Annotated in this window: 17 protein-coding genes and 1 pseudogene; 5 read left to right on the forward strand and 13 right to left on the reverse strand. The window is 56.6% G+C overall.

The features are described 5' to 3' along the window. Positions 1–275: 275 nt before the first annotated feature. Together nrdD and nrdG are read left to right on the forward strand one after the other, a co-directional pair. A complete protein-coding gene (gene nrdD / locus HMPREF1144_RS07575; RefSeq protein WP_004098089.1) occupies positions 276–2,414 on the forward strand; it encodes an anaerobic ribonucleoside-triphosphate reductase in 2,139 nt (712 codons plus the stop codon). A 253-nt stretch (positions 2,415–2,667) separates the two neighbouring features. Next, a complete protein-coding gene (nrdG, locus tag HMPREF1144_RS07580) occupies positions 2,668–3,132 on the forward strand; it encodes an anaerobic ribonucleoside-triphosphate reductase-activating protein (protein ID WP_004098087.1) in 465 nt (154 codons plus the stop codon). Positions 3,133–3,139: 7 nt separating this feature from the next. On the opposite strand, the pseudogene HMPREF1144_RS33520 reads toward nrdG, so the two are convergent. The 13 genes and pseudogenes from HMPREF1144_RS33520 to pmbA all read right to left on the reverse strand — a co-directional run. Continuing rightward, positions 3,140–3,259, reverse strand: a pseudogene (locus HMPREF1144_RS33520) (type II toxin-antitoxin system mRNA interferase toxin, RelE/StbE family); the annotation flags it as partial. 26 nt (positions 3,260–3,285) lie between these two features. Continuing rightward, positions 3,286–5,196: a BglG family transcription antiterminator gene (locus HMPREF1144_RS07585; protein WP_004098085.1), complete on the reverse strand. Its 1,911-nt coding sequence runs from the start codon at positions 5,194–5,196 to the stop codon at positions 3,286–3,288. A 22-nt stretch (positions 5,197–5,218) separates the two neighbouring features. Next, on the reverse strand, positions 5,219–6,370 hold the full coding sequence (locus HMPREF1144_RS07590; protein WP_009652295.1) for a lactonase family protein: 1,152 nt from the start codon (positions 6,368–6,370) through the stop codon (positions 5,219–5,221). Between the two features lie 87 nt (positions 6,371–6,457). Next, a complete protein-coding gene (dagF, locus tag HMPREF1144_RS07595; RefSeq protein WP_009652358.1) occupies positions 6,458–7,198 on the reverse strand; it encodes a 2-dehydro-3-deoxy-phosphogluconate aldolase in 741 nt (246 codons plus the stop codon). After that, positions 7,195–8,313: a DgaE family pyridoxal phosphate-dependent ammonia lyase gene (locus HMPREF1144_RS07600; protein ID WP_009652314.1), complete on the reverse strand. Its 1,119-nt coding sequence runs from the start codon at positions 8,311–8,313 to the stop codon at positions 7,195–7,197. The genes dagF and HMPREF1144_RS07600 overlap by 4 nt, the downstream gene beginning before the upstream one ends. Then, entirely contained in the window at positions 8,297–9,430 is a 1,134-nt protein-coding gene (locus tag HMPREF1144_RS07605; RefSeq protein ID WP_009652309.1) for an amidohydrolase/deacetylase family metallohydrolase, read from the reverse strand. Before HMPREF1144_RS07605 ends, HMPREF1144_RS07600 begins: the two co-directional genes overlap by 17 nt. A 42-nt stretch (positions 9,431–9,472) precedes the next feature. Further along, a complete protein-coding gene (locus HMPREF1144_RS07610; RefSeq protein WP_004098076.1) occupies positions 9,473–10,117 on the reverse strand; it encodes a DUF4310 family protein in 645 nt (214 codons plus the stop codon). Between the two features lie 12 nt (positions 10,118–10,129). Beyond that, entirely contained in the window at positions 10,130–10,906 is a 777-nt protein-coding gene (locus HMPREF1144_RS07615; protein ID WP_004098075.1) for a DUF4311 domain-containing protein, read from the reverse strand. A 21-nt stretch (positions 10,907–10,927) separates the two neighbouring features. Next, the gene (locus tag HMPREF1144_RS07620) at positions 10,928–11,227 is read right to left on the reverse strand and encodes a DUF4312 family protein (RefSeq protein WP_042927216.1); all 300 of its coding nucleotides are present in this window, start codon (positions 11,225–11,227) and stop codon (positions 10,928–10,930) included. A gap of 2 nt (positions 11,228–11,229) precedes the next feature. Then, complete coding sequence (locus HMPREF1144_RS07625) at positions 11,230–11,592, reverse strand: SFCGS family glycine-rich protein (RefSeq protein WP_004098072.1); 363 nt, start codon at positions 11,590–11,592, stop codon at positions 11,230–11,232. An 11-nt stretch (positions 11,593–11,603) separates the two neighbouring features. Then, complete coding sequence (locus tag HMPREF1144_RS07630) at positions 11,604–11,942, reverse strand: PRD domain-containing protein (RefSeq protein WP_004098070.1); 339 nt, start codon at positions 11,940–11,942, stop codon at positions 11,604–11,606. A 291-nt stretch (positions 11,943–12,233) separates the two neighbouring features. Next, positions 12,234–12,620, reverse strand: coding sequence for a cytochrome b562 (gene cybC, locus HMPREF1144_RS07635; protein WP_009652340.1), 387 nt, complete (start codon positions 12,618–12,620; stop codon positions 12,234–12,236). A 36-nt stretch (positions 12,621–12,656) separates the two neighbouring features. Further along, entirely contained in the window at positions 12,657–14,009 is a 1,353-nt protein-coding gene (pmbA, locus tag HMPREF1144_RS07640; RefSeq protein ID WP_042927218.1) for a metalloprotease PmbA, read from the reverse strand. A 94-nt stretch (positions 14,010–14,103) separates the two neighbouring features. On the opposite strand from pmbA, the gene yjgA reads away from it, so the two are divergent. From yjgA to HMPREF1144_RS07655, 3 genes are all read left to right on the forward strand, one after another. Then, complete coding sequence (yjgA, locus tag HMPREF1144_RS07645) at positions 14,104–14,655, forward strand: ribosome biogenesis factor YjgA (RefSeq protein WP_004098062.1); 552 nt, start codon at positions 14,104–14,106, stop codon at positions 14,653–14,655. Between the two features lie 636 nt (positions 14,656–15,291). After that, positions 15,292–16,803 carry a CoA-acylating methylmalonate-semialdehyde dehydrogenase gene (locus HMPREF1144_RS07650; RefSeq protein ID WP_004098061.1) on the forward strand — a complete coding sequence of 504 codons (1,512 nt, stop codon included), beginning with the start codon at positions 15,292–15,294 and terminating at the stop codon, positions 16,801–16,803. A gap of 195 nt (positions 16,804–16,998) precedes the next feature. Next, positions 16,999–18,141, forward strand: coding sequence for an iron-containing alcohol dehydrogenase (locus HMPREF1144_RS07655; protein WP_009652336.1), 1,143 nt, complete (start codon positions 16,999–17,001; stop codon positions 18,139–18,141). The last annotated feature ends 189 nt before the right edge of the window (positions 18,142–18,330 follow it).

Consider the following 18,330-nt stretch of genomic DNA (forward strand, 5'->3'; position numbering starts at 1 on the left):
TTCCTGCTCTCCTCTTTTTACTTTGTTCTGCATCAATAAAATTGCAAACATCTTTGATGCAAAGCACTACATATAGAACTTAAAATGCGTCCCGGCCCCACATATTGTATTAATAGTCTATTATGTCACCACACCCATCGTACTCAGGCGGTGATGGGATGTGGATAAAAAGGGCCGGGATCGGAGGGAAACGGCGGCAGCTACAGCGCACCGGGACTTCGGTTGACCTTCCGCCTCTGTGGATAACCTGTTCTGTAAAAAATTATGGAGTGATCATGACACCGCATGTGATGAAACGCGATGGCTGTAAAGTGCCGTTCAAGTCAGAGCGCATTAATGAAGCAATTCTACGTGCAGCTAAAGCAGCGGGAGTCGATGACGCAGACTATTGCGCCACCGTCGCAGAAGTCGTTAGCCAGCAAATGCAGGGCCGCGCCCAGGTGGATATCAGCGAGATCCAGACCGCCGTTGAGAACCAGCTGATGTCCGGTCCCTACAAGCAACTGGCGCGCGCCTACATTGAATATCGCCACGACCGCGATAGCCAACGTGAAAAGCGCGGTCGTCTGAACCAGGAAATTCGCGGCCTGGTTGAGCAGACCAACTCGGCGTTACTCAACGAGAACGCCAACAAAGACAGTAAAGTCATCCCTACCCAGCGCGATCTGCTGGCGGGCATCGTCGCCAAGCACTACGCGCGCCAGCACCTGCTGCCGCATGACGTGGTCATGGCCCACGAGCGCGGCGTGATCCACTATCACGATCTCGACTACTCCCCGTTCTTCCCGATGTTCAACTGCATGCTGATCGATCTTAAAGGCATGCTGACCCAGGGATTTAAAATGGGCAACGCCGAGATTGAGCCGCCGAAGTCGATCTCTACCGCTACCGCGGTGACGGCGCAGATTATCGCTCAGGTCGCCAGCCATATTTATGGCGGTACGACCATCAACCGCATCGATGAAGTACTGGCGCCGTTTGTTACCGAAAGCTTCAATAAGCACCGTAAAATTGCCGAAGAGTGGCACATCCCAGATGCGGAAGGCTACGCCCGTTCCCGCACCGAGAAAGAGTGCTACGACGCCTTCCAGTCGCTGGAATATGAAGTGAACACCCTGCATACCGCCAACGGTCAAACGCCGTTCGTGACCTTCGGTTTCGGCCTGGGCACCAGTTGGGAATCGCGTCTGATTCAGCAGTCCATTCTGCGCAACCGCATTGCGGGACTCGGTAAAAACCGTAAAACGGCGGTATTCCCGAAGCTGGTCTTCGCCATTCGCGACGGCCTGAACCACAAGTTCGGCGATGCGAACTACGACATTAAACAGCTGGCGCTGGAGTGCGCGAGCAAGCGTATGTACCCGGACATCCTCAACTACGATCAGGTGGTGAAGGTGACCGGCTCGTTCAAAACGCCGATGGGATGCCGCAGCTTCCTCGGCGTGTGGGAAAACGAGGACGGCGAACAGGTGCACGATGGCCGCAATAACCTCGGCGTTATCAGCCTCAACCTGCCGCGCATCGCGCTGGAAGCGAAGGGCGACGAAACCGAGTTCTGGAAACTGCTCGACGAACGCCTGCAGCTGGCGCGTAAAGCGCTAATGACCCGCATCGCCCGCCTGGAAGGGGTGAAGGCTCGCGTGGCGCCGATTCTGTATATGGAAGGGGCCTGCGGCGTGCGTCTGAAAGCGGACGACGACGTCTCTGAGATTTTCAAAAACGGCCGCGCGTCGATTTCGCTGGGCTATATCGGCATTCATGAAACCATCAACGCGCTGTTCGGCAACAAGCATATGTACGATAGCGAAGCGCTGCGTGAGAAAGGCGTCGCCATCGTTCAGCGCCTGCGCGAAGCGGTAGACCAGTGGAAAGACGAGACGGGCTACGGCTTTAGCCTGTACAGCACGCCGAGCGAAAACCTCTGCGACCGCTTCTGCCGTCTGGATACCGCTGAGTTCGGCGTGATCGAAGGCGTAACCGATAAAGGGTATTACACCAACAGCTTCCACCTTGACGTAGAGAAGAAGGTAAACCCGTACGATAAAATCGATTTTGAAGCGCCTTACCCGCCGCTGGCTAACGGGGGCTTTATTTGCTATGGCGAGTACCCGAATATTCAGCACAACCTGAGAGCGCTGGAAGACGTGTGGGATTACAGCTATCAGCACGTGCCCTATTACGGGACCAATACGCCGATCGACGAATGCTACGAGTGCGGCTTTACCGGTGAGTTCGAATGCACCAGCAAAGGCTTCACCTGCCCGAAATGCGGTAACCACGATGCCTCCCGCGTGTCGGTAACCCGCCGCGTGTGCGGCTATCTCGGGAGCCCGGACGCCCGTCCGTTCAACGCCGGCAAGCAGGAAGAAGTGAAGCGCCGGGTTAAGCACCTGGGCAACGGGCAGATCGGTTAATTCCGGGTGGTTTAGCCCCTCCCCTAATCCTCTCCCCTGCCGGGAGAGGGGACCGGCCGGCCACTCGAGCCGTTCCCGGATCGCGGCGCAAAGCGCCTTATCCGGGCTACCGCCACTATATGGGTTTCCTCAAATCAGTTGGCGTTGTAGCAAGGCGGCAAGCGAGCAAGTCCCGGGGAGCTTACTGTAGTAAGTGACCTGGGCGCACGAGCGCAGCCAACGCCGCTACAGCGTCAAATGAGAAGAGGAAACAATGAATTACCATCAGTACTACCCGGTAGATATTGTTAACGGTCCGGGCACCCGCTGCACCCTGTTCGTTTCCGGCTGCGTTCACGAGTGCCCCGGCTGCTATAACAAGAGCACCTGGCGGCTAAACTCCGGCATGCCGTTCACCGCCGAGATGGCCGATCGCATCATTGCTGACCTCAACGATACCCGCGTTAAGCGCCAGGGGATCACGCTTTCCGGCGGCGACCCGCTGCACCCGCAGAACGTCCCGGAGATCCTTAAGCTGGTGCAGCGCGTTCGCGCCGAGTGCCCCGGCAAAGATATCTGGGTGTGGACCGGCTACAGGCTTTCCGAACTTAACGCCGCGCAGATGCAGGTGGTGGATCTCATCAACGTGCTGGTTGATGGCAAATTTGTGCAGGACTTAAAAGACCCGGCGCTAATCTGGCGCGGCAGCAGCAACCAGGTTGTACATCACCTGAGATAGCCTCCCGCTACAGCCGTTTATGGACGTTCCGATAGACGGCTAATTTCTCTCGTTTTCCCACAGCAATAACATAAACCATCACCACCTCATCCCGAACCTGATATACCCGTCGATATCCCGAAGCGCGCGCGGCTCTAACTCTGGCTGCGCATCTCAAAACCGGCTGACGCACTCCATGGCCACCGTTTTAAACTCAGCAAAACTGCGGGTGGCGGCAAGGCGGGTCATAGCGCGTTCGCGCAGGAAGGTGACGAAAATATCGTAGATCGCCATCGCCTCTTCATACTCGCTTTTACTGATGGCGAGCAAGAAGATGATATGCGCGGTTTCATCGCCCCAGGCGATACCGTGCGGGGCGATCACCGTATAGACCACGGTCTTTTTCGCCAGCAGGCCGAGGGCGTGAGGCAGCGCGATCCCGTCGCCAAGCATGGTGCTGACGATAGCCTCACGCTCCACCACCGACCCATGAAACTCCGCTCCGACAAACCCCTCCTGCTGCAGCTGCTGGCACAGCGTGGCAAACAGCGCCTGCTGATCCATCGGGGTATCTATCACCTGGAAGTGGGCTTCATCAAAATACTTATTCAGCATCCAGGGACGCGTGCGGTCCACCAGCACCAGCTTGCCGATTTGGTCGAGCTGGTAGTCGGTAGGAAACGGCGCAATGGTGACCACCGGCTTCTCTTTCTCGCTGATGCGCACGGTGGAAATAACAAAATCTTCCGCGATCTCTTCCCGCTGTTCATATTCGCGTTGCGAAAGGGTGGCGGCAATTTCCAGCTGCGGATACTTACGCTGAAGAATGGCTTCAATCATCCGCACCATCGCGTTGCTGGTATCGCAGACCAGCAGCACCTGCGGCTGACGCTGATAGCCGATATTGTAATGGCGCTCCAGCCCGACGCCGATATGCAGCACCAGAAAGCCGATCTCGTTTTCGCTGATGGCGTAGGGAGTATATTTCCCCCAGCTCGATACCGCCGCCAGGGTCATGTCCCACGCCATGGGGTAGTGCTGTTTGATATTTTCCAGAAGCGGGTTGGGGATCATTATCTGGTAGCGCACGCGGGTGATCATGGTCTTAATATGGGTCAATAAATCCGCACGCAGCTGGGCATCGTCCAGCAGATTGTAGTTATATTGCTGATTGATATAGCGCAGGATGTAGTTCACCAGCGCTTCGTCGTCGTCGGCGCTGATGGTGCCCGGATCGACGTCCTGCACCTGGCGGGCGGCAAGGTGGACGCACAGCCACTCCTCTTCCGCCGGAGCAAGCAGTTTGCCCGCCAGCTGCTGCATCGTGTTTGCCAGCTCGCGTGCGGCGTCGCGTACGTTTTGCGCCACATCCTCGGCGCTAAAATCGGCCAGCGGATACCCTTCGCTCACGCGGCGCACGGCAACCGCGCCGTACAGGCAGATAAAGCGCTCCCCCGCGTCCGTCAGCCGCACGTGATGGCGGGTTAACGTCTCCTGCAGCACGCCGGCCAGCAGCGTCGGTACGCTGGCGTCAAACGCCTCTTCGCCAATAAGCGGGTTCAGCGGCCCCGGCTGGCTCAGCTCCCACAGCAGATCGGTCAGGCAGGCGCGAATGGAGACCTCGCTGCCGAACAGCTTCATGCCGTGGCGCGGCCGGGTCTCGAGGGTGAGCTGATAACGCTGAAAACGCTCGCGTACGTCAACCATATCGCCCTGTAAGGTAGCGCGGCTGACGAACCACGCATCGGCCAGATCCTCAAGCTTGATAGAAAACGCGGAAGTTAAAAAGCGCACCAGCAAAAAGTGGATGCGATCCGCCGCGGTTCGCGGGATGTGCTGCGCTTTCGGCGCGCTCTCTTCCAGCGTCTGATAGCGCGTCGGATCGTGAATCACCAGCTGATAGCCGCTGCCGCGGGTGAGGATAAACTGCGCGCCGTAGTGCAGCAGCAGCGCGTTCAGCGCGGTGATATCCGCGCGTACCGTGCGAGTAGAAACCGACAGCCGCTGCGCCAGCTCCTCCTGCGGCAGCGTTTCGTTTTGCAACAGAGTAAACAGCTGCGCTAAACGTTGATGGGGAAATCGCATGTCAGTTCCTTTTTCTTACGGCTCAGGGTTGAGCGGATATCACCATCTGCGACGGGCTGCCGACCGGGGTGTAGTCCGGAGAGAACGTCAGCCTGCCATCCTTCGGCGCGACGCGAAAACGGGTGATGTTGTCGCTACGCTGGTTCATGACGTACAGCCACTGCCCCTGACTGTCCAGCGTCAGCGTGCGCGGATAGTCACCGCGGGTCCAGATATCGTCCTGGTGGCTCAGGCTGCCGTCAGCCAGCACCGTAAAGTGGGCGATACTGTTATGCAGTCGGTTAGCGACGTACAGCTGCTTGCCATCGCGGCTCAGGACCAGGCCGGCGGCAAAGCTGGTGCCCTTATACTCTGCAGGCAGCGCCGAGACCGTTTTCCCCTCGCGCAGCAGGCCGCTTTGCTTATCGAGATGATAAAAAGTGAGCGTCGACGCCTCTTCGTTAATCAACCATAGTCCGTCGCCCTGCGGCGTAAACACAAAGTGGCGCGGTCCGGCGCCGGGAGATGAGGCCGTGATAAATGGCGGATCGTTCGGCGTCAGCTTCCCTGTGGCGCTATCCAGCCGGTACTGATAGATCCGGTCCAGGCCGAGATCGGTGGAGTAAACGAATTTACCGCTGGGATCGGCGGCGATCATATGGGCGTGGGGGCCGTTATGATCGCTAATGGCAAAACTGCCTTCGACGGCTGCCGCCGGGCGTTCCGCGCCCGCAGGCCCTTGATCCTGATGCACGTCCACCGCCTCGCCCAGGTTACCATCTTCTTTCACCGGCAGCACGGCGATACTGCCGCTGACGTAGTTTGCCACCAGCAGATGACGTCCATCGGGGGTCAGGGAGAGATAAACCGGCCCGGCGCCGCCGGAAGCGACCTGATTCAGCTCGCTCAGTTCACCGTTGCTGCCGATGCGCCACGCCTGCACCACTCCCTTTTCCACTTCACTGGCGCCGTACAGGGTTTTGCCATCCGCCGAGACGGTAAGCTGGGCCAGGTCAGGCAGCGTCCCGACCAGCGTTTTATCGCGCAGCGCCCCGGTCTGGCTATCGACGGTAAAGCGATACAGCCCTTCGCCATTCGGGTTGTAGGTGCCGACCCAGGCGTACTGGATTTGCGCAGCGGCGCCGGCGGCGAGCAGAGAGAGTGAAGCAACAAGCAGGTGACGAGCGGTTGGCATGGTGACTCCTTGATGGTTCGGTGGCGGTTTCCCTTCGCCCTAACCCTCTCCCCGTTGGGGAGAGGACCGGGGGAGGGGCAATCGGCGCTATTTTACTAACTGTTTGGTGATCGAAAGCAGCTGACGCACGTCCGCCGGACGGGTATGACCGCTGGCTTTATCAATAATCGAACTGTAGATATGCGGGATAATTTTACTTACCCCTGCGTCCAGCGCGATCTGCAGGATCTCGCCGTAGTTTTCCAGATCAATCCCGCCGGTGGGCTCCAGCCAGAAATCATGACGGGCGCAGGCCTCGGCCACCGCAATAAACTCGTCACGATGCTTCAGCCCGCCCATCGGGAAATATTTAATCGAACTGCCGCCCATATCTTTCAGCAGCGCAATCGCGGTTTCCAGCGGTACGATGCCGTCCGGCGCGCCGCTGCTGAGCGGGCCGGTGGAGATCTTCACCCTTCCCGGCGTACCGGTTGGCGACACCAGGCCGTTAACCACGGTTTCGTTCTGCCCCAGCAGCGCGCGGCTGGTCGCCACGCCGGTAAATACCTGGTTGACGTGCTGCGGCTGCACCTGACGCGAAATTTCGCTGACCATCGCCGACTGGTTCGGGTCGCCCGCGCCCAGTCCCACGGAAAGCGCGTTATCAATCCGCTGCGCGTATTCACGCATATCGGCAACCGCGCTGGCGACGTTCGGGTAATTTTTGGAGAGCACGCCCACCAGTACATGACCTTCCGCCGCCTCATAAATCTCGCTGGCGTTCTCTTTGCTCCCCGCAAGCACGTTCAGGCAGACGCGGTCACGATAAAAATTAGGGGTCAGTTTCATGCGTTTTTCTCCTTGTTCAAAACTTCTGCGATGCGACGGGAGACAATCTCCAGCTGCTGCGCGTTCACGCTGCGGACATCGGCTTCAATAATGCCTTCATTCGCTTTATAACCACGGAAGTAGATGGCGTATTCGCCCTGCTTCAGCGCATTGACCAGATCGCCGGTATTGACGCCGGTCACCGCTTCATCAAACTTAATCTCCGCCCGCGCGATATCGCGGCCGGCGCTGTCCCAGACCACGCGCGCGGTGACGCCATCGAGCGTATTGAGCTGCTGAATAAACGGCGTCATCTTCGCCACCATCTCTTCACCGCTCTCTTTGCGCGCCGTCAGATAGTGCTCAATGGCGCAGGTCAGGCCGAGGATCCCCTCTTTGCCCACTTTCATCGCCCGGCCAATGCCGTTCGACTGACGTTTAACCCACTCAACGTATTGGGTTTTGCCAATCACCAGCCCGCTGGTCGGCCCTTCAATCGCCTTCGCGCCGCTATAAATCACCAGATCCGCGCCGGCGCGATAGTAGGCCTGGAGGTCTTCCTCCGCCGCCGCGTCGACAATCAGCGGCAGATTATGGCGCTGCGCCACCGCTGCCGCCTGCGCCACGTTGAGCATGCTTTTCTGCACGCAGTGGTGGGATTTGATATACAGAATGGCCGCGGTGCGCGGGGTAATGGCCGCCGCCAGCTGCCCGGCGGAACATTCATTGGCGTAGCCCGCTTCCACCAGCCTACCGCCGCCCAGCGCCACCATGGTGCCCACCGGCGCGCCAAAATTGACGTTATGACCCTTAGGTAGCACGATTTCGTTGTTTTCTATCGGCGTCACGTGCAGGTTTTCCAGCAGCCAGTCGCTGTCTTTTACCAGCACCGCCGCCACCGACTGGGCGATGCCCGCCGAGGCGCAGGAGACGACGGTCGCCCCTTCCACGTCCAGCAGCTTCGCAATATACGCGCCGGTTTTATTGACCAGATCTTTCATCTCGAAGTACTGGTTCATCCCCGCCATCGCGGCGTCCACCACTTCCGGCCGCGGCGTGGAGACGCCGAGAATGGTCATACGACCGGAGGTATTAATCACCTGTTTTAAATCATATTTCTCAAAAATCGAAGGCATTTTCCGCGCTCCCTTGTTCGGTCAGATAGCCCTTGCCCGCGCGAACGGCGGCAAGCGGCAGCAGAATCTTATCGGTCTGAAGGCTCTCTTTTTCCGCATCAACCAGCACCGTTGGCGTCTGCGCGAGGGTAAACAGCGTCAGGTCGGCGTCGTAACCCACTTCCAGCCGCCCTTTGTGGCTAAGACGCAGGCCTTCAGCGGCGTTGGCGGTCACGCAGTCAATGACCTGCGGCAGCGACATGCCAATGGCGAGGAATTTCGACATCACCAGCGCCAGCGAGCGCACCGGGCCGTCGATACGGTTGCGGCAGTAAATATCGGAGCTGATGGTGTGCGGCAAAATGCCCATAGCAATCGCCCGCCGCGCCACCTCGAAGCTGAAGCTGGCGGTACCGTGGCCGATATCAAGGCGCACGCCGCGCTGTAGCGCGCGGGAAATCGAGCTTTTCAGCTCGCCGGACGGCGTCAGGATACGATTGGGTTTACCGTTGTAGCAGTGGGTAATGATGTTGCCGGAGGTCAGCAGGTCGGCGATCTCATCCAGGTCTGGCGGATTGTTGCCGATATGCACCATCAGCGGCAGGCCGCCGTTTTCCTGCTGCATCGCCTTTGCGCGCGCCAGCGGCGTAATGCCGTTTTCCCCCACCACGCTGCTGCTCATCCGCGCCTTCAGGCCGACGATAAAGTTCGGGTAGCGGTTGACCGCCTGCTTCACCGCCTCCGCGTCGATATTCGCCATATTGGCCAGTTCATTCTGGGCAATCAGCCCGACGCGGGAGATGTTAAGCAGGGCGTAAACTTCGGTCGCGGCTTTGCGGGTCAGCTGGTAGAAATCATCCACGTCGTCCGCGCCGGTGCTGCCCGCGTCAATCACGGTGGTCACGCCGGTAGCAACCCCCACGCTGTCCGGCTCATCATGGTAAATCGGCGAGTTCGGATAGCAGTGAACGTGAGAGTCAATCCAGCCTGCGCTGACGTAATAGCGGCCGTCCAGCTCAAGGGTTTTGCGCGCAGGCGCGCTAATCTCGCCAAGCGCCGCGATTTTACCGTCCCGGATGGCGATATCGGTCAGGGTATCGTCGACGAGGCGCGCACGGCGCAGGAGTAAATCAAACATATCTCTCTCCTGTTAACGCAGGCGCCGAGGCGCCCGCAGGACTTAACTAATCGCCACCGGGAAGATTGACCCAAGAAGCATGGCGCCAAGGATCGCGCCGCCGGTGATAGGCTTCTGCCAGATGTAGAACAGCAGCGCGCCCGCCAGGGAACCGATGCCGATAGGAATAGAAGCGGTCATGGCGCTGAGGATAATCAACGGTCCGAGGAAACGGCCTGAGGCGTTACCGGCCCCCATCATGACGTCCGCACCGTAGGTGGAATCGCTCTGGTTGATGGTAAATTTACGCGCCAGGATGATGATGTAGCCAATCGCGAGGCCCAGCACCAGGCCGGTGACCAGCGAGGCGGCAAAGTTGGCGACCGGGAAAACAAAGCCCGCGCCGAGCAGCAGCGCCGGAACGCCTAAGCCGACGCCGGTCTGAATCGCCCCGCCGATATCCAGAATCCCCACCAGCGAGCCTTCGATAATACGCGCGAACAGGAAGCTGGCGCCGAACGCCGCTACCGCGCCGTAGGCCCCGGTATCAATTCCCGCTTTCAGCATCGCCACGAAGGCGACTTCGTTAAACGCGCCGATGCCGTAGAGGTAGTACATATGCGTCCCGGCAAAGACGCCGGCGGAGAGCAGGCCAACAAAGATCGGGAACGACCAGTCGGCATACCAAAAACCTTTATTTTGTTCCATGAGAGGCTCCTGTTATTTACCGCTGAGCGAGTTGTGGATCAGTTCCAGCCAGTTCGGCACGGTCAGATGGAAGGATTCAATCATCTTCATGTCGAAACCGCGGAAGAAGCCGCTCAGAACGAACAGCGCGACGATCGCCACCATCATCACCTTGGTGACGCGGTGCCAGCCGCTCTCTTCAACGCCTTTCCCGATCAGGATGCCCAGCACCAGGCCCGGAACGGCGTTACCCATAATCAGCTGCGCCGCGCCGCCGAAAATCGTCGCCCAGAAGCCCGATTTTTTACCGGCATCAATCGCCGCCAGCCAGAAGATGACCGGCATCACCGTATTCACCAGCAGGTTTGCCGCCGGAACCAGCACTTTAACCGCCGTCACCTGCAGCGCTTCCGGTACAGAAGAGGCGGTGAGGTTGAGGAAAGCGACCACGATCATGCCGATGATGCCGCAGGCGATGGCCATCTTTTTCGGATCGTGCAGCGTCTCGCCGACGTTGCGGTTTTTAATCATCAGCGCTGCCGCCCCCCAGTTGGGGATAATGCGGTGGTCAACGTCCTGAGTGAAGGAGCCTGCCGCGACGGAAGAGGCCCAGGCGTTGAAGAAGAAGCCCAGGCCAAATGAGAAGTGGGAAGCCGGATCGCCTTCACATGAATTCAGCTCGCCCAAGGTACGAAACGCCCCCATCCCCTGCGTGGTGGGCGCATGAAACATGCGCGCCGCTCCGGCGCCTACGCCGACGCCAACCAGGCCGCCGATGATGAGCGATTTTATTAAAATTATCAGGAACATAGTCTGACCCTTTGGTGAAAATCAGGTTTGCGTGACGAAATCCACTTTATCGAGATTAATGGCGGTCACGGTGACGGTGACCTTCAGCTCCACGCTGTAGGTTCGTCGCTCACGGCGCAAAAAGAAGAATAAAAAGGCCTCTTTCCGTACCGCTTCACGCGCATGAATAACCTCCACGTCCTGTGGTTCAATACGCAGTAAGATGTGCGGCGACGTTTTCATCACCGCCGCCTGGACATGGTTCAGGGCATCGGCAAAAGCGCGCGTTTTACTCTCACCTTTGCCAGTTACGCTCACCGTGGTGGTGAATTGCTCTTTCATGCTCACGCGCCGTACTTCTTCTTCCAGGCCTCAACCAGGCGTTCACCCAGCTCTTCTTTATCCATAAAGCCGAAGCCCAGTACGTTGTAGCCTTCGTTGATCGCGGTGACGCCTTCATCAACGGAACGCATGCCATATTTCGCCTTGTAGCCGTGCTTATTCTGCGCGGTGATCGCCCCTGCGCCGCCGCTGCCGCAGAAAGAGATACCGAAGGTGGCGTTTTCCGCCTTCATCATGTCGCCCAGCTTCATATCCGCGGCAACGCCCGGCACGACCACGGCGCGAGCGCCGGCTTTTTCCGCACCTGCGGCAACTTTTTGTCCTTTACCCAGGCGATCGCCAATAACAACGGTGATTTGTTCCATTTGTGTGCTCCTTACAGGTTATCTTTCGCGACTTCGAAGTGGACGGACAGCAGCCAGGCTTCTTCATCTGGCAGATTGCCGAACTGCGCGACCACTTCGCGGGCCAGCATCATTGAATCTTCTGAGATCTCTTCGAACAGGCTGGCATCCACTTCCGGCAGCGGCTCGCCGCTGATTGACCGATGGGCCATCGCCCGAACGTGGGAAGTCAGCATTTGCTCCTGAACGTCGTTGGGGACGATGTTGCGGCGGCTTAATAGTGCGAAAACCTGCTGCAGCATCTTGTCGGCCAGCTGTTCGGTTAGCGTGGCCTGCTCCTCTGGGACGTGTGTTACCGCTCCGTTATTCACTTGAATTACCCCGTTGATGTCTCTGGGGATAACACTAATGCCGGGGGCAAAGAGTTTGTAGCGAGTTGTTTTCCACTTCGAAGTGGAAAGGAAGAAGGCAGGCGTGATCTATTTCACATAGTTATTGTGAATGTATTCGCCTCAACCAATTCTCGTGATGAACATCACAAAATCCTCGGTGTCACGGTGGCGAAAACTGGCATGCAGGAAAAGCGAAAAATGTGACGGTGATGGAGTTTTGAATTAACAGAATGTGGGAGGCATCGGCTGACGCCTCCCCACAAGGAGAAATTAACGGTACTTCTTATGGTATGTATTGCGGGTGGTTTTAAACTCTTCCGCTGCGGCCTGGGCTTCTTTAACTTTGCCTTCATCAGCCAGCTTCAGCGCGCCGTCGATCTGGCCGATCAGCACATCGAAACCGTGACGATAGTCTTTCATTTCCGCGCTGTCCGCCGCTTTACCTTCCAGCTTCGGCGGCGTCTCTTTCTGGGCGTCAACCGCCGCTGTGCGCATCTTATTCAGCGCCGCTTTCAGCTCACCGGCATCTGAAGTTTTCTGCACCACTTGCAGGTTCTCAGCAAGGGTATCCATGTCTTCGCCCAGATCGGCGAAAGCCGATGCCGAACCAAGCGCAAAAGCCGATACGGCCAGCATCGCTAACAGTTTTTTACGCATTGCTCACTTCCTTTTTTATTATTAAGCACACAAGTGTTATTGCCCGGCGATCTTCATCTCCGGCAGCAGCACGGAACCGCACTGAATGTTGCTGCGCGTTTCGATATCGTCGCCGATGGTCACGATATTACGCCACATATCTTTCAGATTTCCTGCAATGGTTATCTCACTGACCGGATACTGAATTTCGCCGTTTTCTACCCAGAAGCCGGACGCGCCGCGTGAGTAGTCGCCGGTGACGCCGCTTACACCCTGCCCCATCAGTTCCGTTACGACAAGGCCGGTTCCCATCTCTTTAAGCAACTTTGCAAAACTCAGGCCGCAGCCGTTGATCCGCCAGTTGTGAATACCGCCCGCGTGGCCGGTGCTCTTCAGCCCCAGCTTACGCGCCGAGTAGTTGGTCAGCAGCCACTGGGTCAGTACGCCGTCTTTAATGATATCCCGGCGTTCCGTACGGACGCCTTCGCTATCAAAAGGCGTCGAAGCCAGACCTTTCAGCAGGTGCGGATGCTCTTCAATGGTCAGCCAGTCCGGCAGGATCTGGCTACCCAGCGCATCAAGCAGGAAGGTGGATTTACGGTAAACCGAACCGCCGGCGATCGCCCCGACCAGATGGCCAAACAGACCGGTAGCGACTTCGTTGGCGAAAATCACCGGCGCTTTCATCGTCGATAGCTTACGCGGGGCCAGGCGCGACAGGGTGCGGCGGGCGCACTCTTCGCCAACCCACTCCGGCGATTGCAGGTCGTCTATCGCCCGTCCGATGGTATAAGCGTAATCGCGCTCCATATCGCCATTCTCTTCGGCAATCACGCAGCTGGAGAGCGAGTGGCGGGTAGAGCAGTAGCTCTGCAGCATGCCGTGGCTGTTGCCAAACACTTTAATGCCATAGTGGCTGTTAAAGCTGCCGCCTTCGGTATTGCTGATGCGTTTATCGGCTTTTAGCGCCGCCTGTTCAGCGCGGGAGGCCAGCTCGATGGCTTCATCCGGGGAAACTTCCGCCGGATGGAACAGGTCAAGATCCGGGGCTTCAAAAGCCAGCAGTTCTTTATCCGCCACGCCCGCGCACGGGTCCGGCGAGGTATAGCGGGCGATATCCAGCGCCGCCTGCACCGTGCGGGCAATAGCCTGCGGGCTGAGATCGGTCGAAGACGCGCTGCCTTTGCGATTCTGGTGATAAACGGTGATGCCGAGAGCACCATCGCTGTTGAATTCTACGTTCTCCACTTCGCCGTAGCGGGTGCTCACGCCGATACCGGTAGTTTTACTGACGGAGACTTCCGCGCCGTCGGATTTGCCTGCCGCCAGTTCCAGCGCCGTGGTCACGGCCTCTTCCAGCGTCTTACGCTGTTGTGCAACTTGAGAGATGACTTTCATCGCTAATGCCATAATGTAAGAAGGAGTTAACTGAAGTCTAACAGAGAACCGTTTTTCAGTGCGCGCCTTAACTGGTAACATTAGTCTCTTTTTTAAGGAGCCTGAGATGACAAAGCAGCCCGAAGACTGGCTCGACGACGTCCCTGGTGATGACGTCGAAGATGAAGACGATGAAATTATCTGGGTCAGTAAAAGTGAAATTAAGCGTGACGCCGAAGAACTGAAGCGTCTTGGCGCGGAAATGGTCGAGCTGGGTAAAAACGCGCTCGATAAAATCCCGCTGGATACCGACCTGCGCGACGCGATTGAACTCGCCCAGCGTATCAAGAAAGAAGGCCGCCGCCGCCAGATGCAGCTGATTGGTAAAATGCTGCGCAGCCGCGACGTCGAGCCAATTCGTCAGGCGCTGGACAAGCTGAAGAACCGCCACAACCAGCAGGTTGCGCTGTTCCATAAGCTTGAACAGATCCGCGATCGTCTGATTGATAATGGTGATGATGCCGTGGCTGAAGTGCTGAACCTGTGGCCTGATGCCGATCGTCAGCAGCTGCGTTCGCTGATCCGCAACGCCAAAAAAGAGAAAGAAGGCAACAAGCCGCCGAAGTCCGCGCGTCTTATCTTCCAGTACCTGCGTGAACTGGCCGAAAGCGAAGGCTAATTCTGTATGACTCCCCGGATTACGGCTGTTGCCCGATCCGGGCGACCCACTCCCTCGAACGCAATGCCATGGACAATGGTCAATTCGAATTTCCCCTGCATTTAAATCGGTTTTAATTTTTCACTTTCATTCCAGTTCGCGCTTATATTTAACTTTTATTTCACAAAAAAGCCGTTCCATTCCAATCCGGCTGGCAATCTCCCCTCGCCATCAACGCCAACTCCATCGACACAACATTTTAAATTCATTAAACAAAACAATACAACCCCGCCTTTAGGACGCTGACTTTATCAGCAGTTTGCTTATCTTTGATCCACCTCTCAAAACGGTTTTGACATTTCATACATCATAATAATGAAAAATAAATTTCATTAAAGTGCAAGAACCGAAATGGCGCGTGCGCGTATTTTTGGCCAGTGAGTTCTGTTAATTAAAACCTGGCGTCTGCAGGCTTTCTTCAGGAGAAAGTCGACAAAATCATCCGCGCCGCCGCAGGTGAATCGCCCAGCGGAGGCCATCGTCCGGCAAAAAGCAGGAATTCACTTTTCACGAGAGGGGCTGACCCGGCGGTCAGTTATTTACCGCCGACCGGAGCCAGATTTTAGAGAGTCGACAGCTATCATCATGGAGAAAAATATGACTACTGTACCAAGGCTGAAATATTTCGTTGATGGTCAATGGCGCGTATCGCAGACCGAACGCTATATGGACGTCTATAACCCAAGTACCGGGGAAGTCATGGCTCAGGCCCCCTGCTGCACCGAGCAAGAAGTGCTGGATGCCGTTGCCGCGGCGCGCAAAGCCTTTCCGGCGTGGTCAGATACGCCGGCCATTAAACGCTCGCAAATTATGTTCCGCGTTCGCGAATTATTAATCCAGCATCAGGACCGCTTAACCGAGCTGGTGGCAAAAGAAAACGGTAAAGCCTGGGGCGACGCCCAGGGCGATGTATTAAAAGCGAAAGAAGGTACCGAGCTTGCCTGCTCGATTCCCACTCTCATGGCCGGTGAAAACCTGATGGACGCTTCTGCCGGGATCGACACCAACCTTTATCGTGAGCCAATTGGCGTGTTCGCCGGTATTGTGCCGTTTAACTTCCCGGCAATGATCCCGATGGGATGGATGGCGCCATTATGCGTCGCCTCCGGTAATACCATGGTGATTAAAGCGGCCAGTATGACGCCGATGACCTGTATGGAAATCACCAAACTCTATCAGGAAGCAGGGGTGCCGGATGGGGTGATTAACGTCGTGACCTGCTCACGCAATGAAGCCGATATCTTGCTGACCCACCCGGACGTCAACGGCGTCTCCTTCGTCGGCTCAACCTCCGTGGGCCTGCACGTTTACTCCAAAGCCGCCGCTCACGGCAAGCGCGTTCAGGCGCTGTGCGAAGCGAAAAACCATGCCCTGGTGCTGGCCGATGCGCCAATTAACCGTACCGCAGCGGGGATTATCAACGCCGCGTTTGGCTGCGCGGGCGAACGCTGCATGGCGCTGCCGGTTGTCGTGGTGCAGGAAGAGATCGCTGATAAGCTGATTGCCGCCGTCGTCGAGAAAGCCAAACAGCTGAAAATCGGCCCCGGCTATCTGCGCGATACCGATATGGGTCCGGTGATTTCTAAAGATCATAAGCAATCGGTCATCAACTGGATTAATAAAGGCATTGAGGAGGGGGCAAAGCTGGTGCTCGATGGTCGCGCTATTCAGGTGCCGGGCCAGGAAAATGGTTTCTACGTCGGGCCAACCATCCTGGATCGCGTAACCGAAGAGATGAGCGTCGGCACGCAGGAAATTTTCGGGCCGGTGCTGTGCTTTAAGCGGGTCAAAACCTTCGAAGAAGGTCTGCAACTTATGAACAATAACCCGTTTGCCAACGGCTCGGTTATTTTCACCCAAAGCGGCTACTACGCCCGCGAATTCCAGAAACGCACCCACGGCGGCATGGTCGGTATCAACGTCGGTATTCCGGTGCCGGTCGGCGTATTCCCGTTCTCAGGCCATAAGCAGTCCTTCTTCGGCGACCTGCACTGCCTGGGCAAAGACGGCGTCCGTTTCTACACCGAATCAAAATGCGTGACCTCGCGCTGGTTTGATGAAGAGGAAGCGAAACGCGAAAAAGTCGACTCCTGGGACGGTACGATTTAAACGCCGCTAATACCCCAAATAATTCAAGTTGCAGTCAACGCACCAGCCGCTCGAAGTATGACGGTCAACTCCCTCCAGATATTGCTTCGGCAATATCTGGAGCATTAATTCGATTTTTTTACTTTGCACGTGTCGCTGAATCGTAAATGACGAATGCACACTAAAAAAATCCTTAATATTAAATTGGAGTTTCCTATGACCCAGGCCTTCTCAATTCCTCGCAGTATTATTTATGGCGAAAATGCTTTAGAACATCTTTCCACGCTGAGCGGCAAAAAAGCCGCGTTAGTCACTGGCGGAAGTTCCATGAAGCGTTTTGGCTTTCTGGATAAAGCCGTCAGCGAACTTAATAAAGCGGGTATGGAGTGCATTATTATCGATAATGTCGAACCCAATCCGTCCATTAAAACCGTCTGGCGCGGCGCAAAAGCGATGCAGGCTTTTGAACCGGACTGGATAGTGGCGATTGGCGGCGGCTCCGCGCTTGATGCCGCAAAAGTGATGTGGTGTTTCTACGAGCATCCGCAGCTGAAGTTCGAGGATATTCTTCCGGTCGGTTCCATGCCGGCGCTACGCAATAAAGCCCGATTTGTGGCGATCCCTTCCACCAGCGGCAGCGCCTCTGAGATCACCGCATTTTCGGTGATCACCGACACGGAAAATCATATCAAATACCCGATTGTTGCTGCCGATCTGGTACCGGATATCGCCATTCTCGACCCCACCATTCCGGCAAAAATGCCGCCGCACGTTACCGTTCATACCGGAATGGACGTTCTGACCCACGCTATTGAAGCCTATGTGTCCACCGCGGCCAACTCGTTTACTGACCCCTATGCGGTAGAAGCGATGCGGTTGGTGTTCACGTATCTGGAAATCGCCTGGCGCTCACCTGATGATTTAAATGCCCGCATGCATATGCACAATGCTTCTGCGCTGGCGGGAATCGCCTTCACCAACGCCTCGCTGGGGTTAGTTCATTCAATGGCGCATAAGATTGGCGGCGAGTTTGGTATTACCCACGGTCTGGCAAACGCGATTATGCTGCCTTATATCATTCAATATAATGCGAAGTTCACCAAAAAATATCGTCAGCTGGAAGCAGCGTTAGGCATCAAAAACCTGATTGAAGCGATCAACGCGCTGAATCAACGTCTGGGCGTGCCGAAAACGCTAAGCCAGTGCGGCGAAGTTGAAATCAATGAAATCACCTTTGTGAACGTCCTCGACAGAATGAGTCACCATGCCGTTGACGATCCCTGCACATTAACGAATCCTAACTATCCGTCCGTTCAGGATGTCAAAGGGCTCTATACCAAAGCGTTCTACGGCGCTTGATAATCTCCCCGCTGCGTTTTTTTAAACGGTAAAGCCGCTACAACCAGGGCCGCCTGGGCCACTAAAGCCCGGCGGTCCTGTCGTTTCTAAAGGCTTCATCATAGCCGTAGCCAATAATAGCTGAATCGTTAAAGCTAAAATCATCTTGATTCACGTTTTTTTAGCAACCACTTTTAGAATTACTTTAAA

Source organism: Klebsiella sp. OBRC7 (assembly GCF_000293135.1).
GTDB classification, from domain to species: Bacteria; Pseudomonadota; Gammaproteobacteria; order Enterobacterales; family Enterobacteriaceae; genus Klebsiella; species Klebsiella michiganensis.

Excerpts from the sequence above, each read along its gene's own strand:
- nrdD (WP_004098089.1), top strand. The coding sequence starts at position 276 with ATGACACCGCATGTGATGAAACGCGATGGCTGTAAAGTGCCGTTCAAG.
- nrdG (WP_004098087.1), top strand. The coding sequence starts at position 2,668 with ATGAATTACCATCAGTACTACCCGGTAGATATTGTTAACGGTCCGGGC.
- HMPREF1144_RS07585 (WP_004098085.1), bottom strand. The coding sequence starts at position 5,196 with ATGCGATTTCCCCATCAACGTTTAGCGCAGCTGTTTACTCTGTTGCAA.
- HMPREF1144_RS07590 (WP_009652295.1), bottom strand. The coding sequence starts at position 6,370 with ATGCCAACCGCTCGTCACCTGCTTGTTGCTTCACTCTCTCTGCTCGCC.
- dagF (WP_009652358.1), bottom strand. The coding sequence starts at position 7,198 with ATGAAACTGACCCCTAATTTTTATCGTGACCGCGTCTGCCTGAACGTG.
- HMPREF1144_RS07600 (WP_009652314.1), bottom strand. The coding sequence starts at position 8,313 with ATGCCTTCGATTTTTGAGAAATATGATTTAAAACAGGTGATTAATACC.
- HMPREF1144_RS07605 (WP_009652309.1), bottom strand. The coding sequence starts at position 9,430 with ATGTTTGATTTACTCCTGCGCCGTGCGCGCCTCGTCGACGATACCCTG.
- HMPREF1144_RS07610 (WP_004098076.1), bottom strand. The coding sequence starts at position 10,117 with ATGGAACAAAATAAAGGTTTTTGGTATGCCGACTGGTCGTTCCCGATC.
- HMPREF1144_RS07615 (WP_004098075.1), bottom strand. The coding sequence starts at position 10,906 with ATGTTCCTGATAATTTTAATAAAATCGCTCATCATCGGCGGCCTGGTT.
- HMPREF1144_RS07620 (WP_042927216.1), bottom strand. The coding sequence starts at position 11,227 with ATGAAAGAGCAATTCACCACCACGGTGAGCGTAACTGGCAAAGGTGAG.
- HMPREF1144_RS07625 (WP_004098072.1), bottom strand. The coding sequence starts at position 11,592 with ATGGAACAAATCACCGTTGTTATTGGCGATCGCCTGGGTAAAGGACAA.
- cybC (WP_009652340.1), bottom strand. The coding sequence starts at position 12,620 with ATGCGTAAAAAACTGTTAGCGATGCTGGCCGTATCGGCTTTTGCGCTT.
- pmbA (WP_042927218.1), bottom strand. The coding sequence starts at position 14,009 with ATGGCATTAGCGATGAAAGTCATCTCTCAAGTTGCACAACAGCGTAAG.
- yjgA (WP_004098062.1), top strand. The coding sequence starts at position 14,104 with ATGACAAAGCAGCCCGAAGACTGGCTCGACGACGTCCCTGGTGATGAC.
- HMPREF1144_RS07650 (WP_004098061.1), top strand. The coding sequence starts at position 15,292 with ATGACTACTGTACCAAGGCTGAAATATTTCGTTGATGGTCAATGGCGC.
- HMPREF1144_RS07655 (WP_009652336.1), top strand. The coding sequence starts at position 16,999 with ATGACCCAGGCCTTCTCAATTCCTCGCAGTATTATTTATGGCGAAAAT.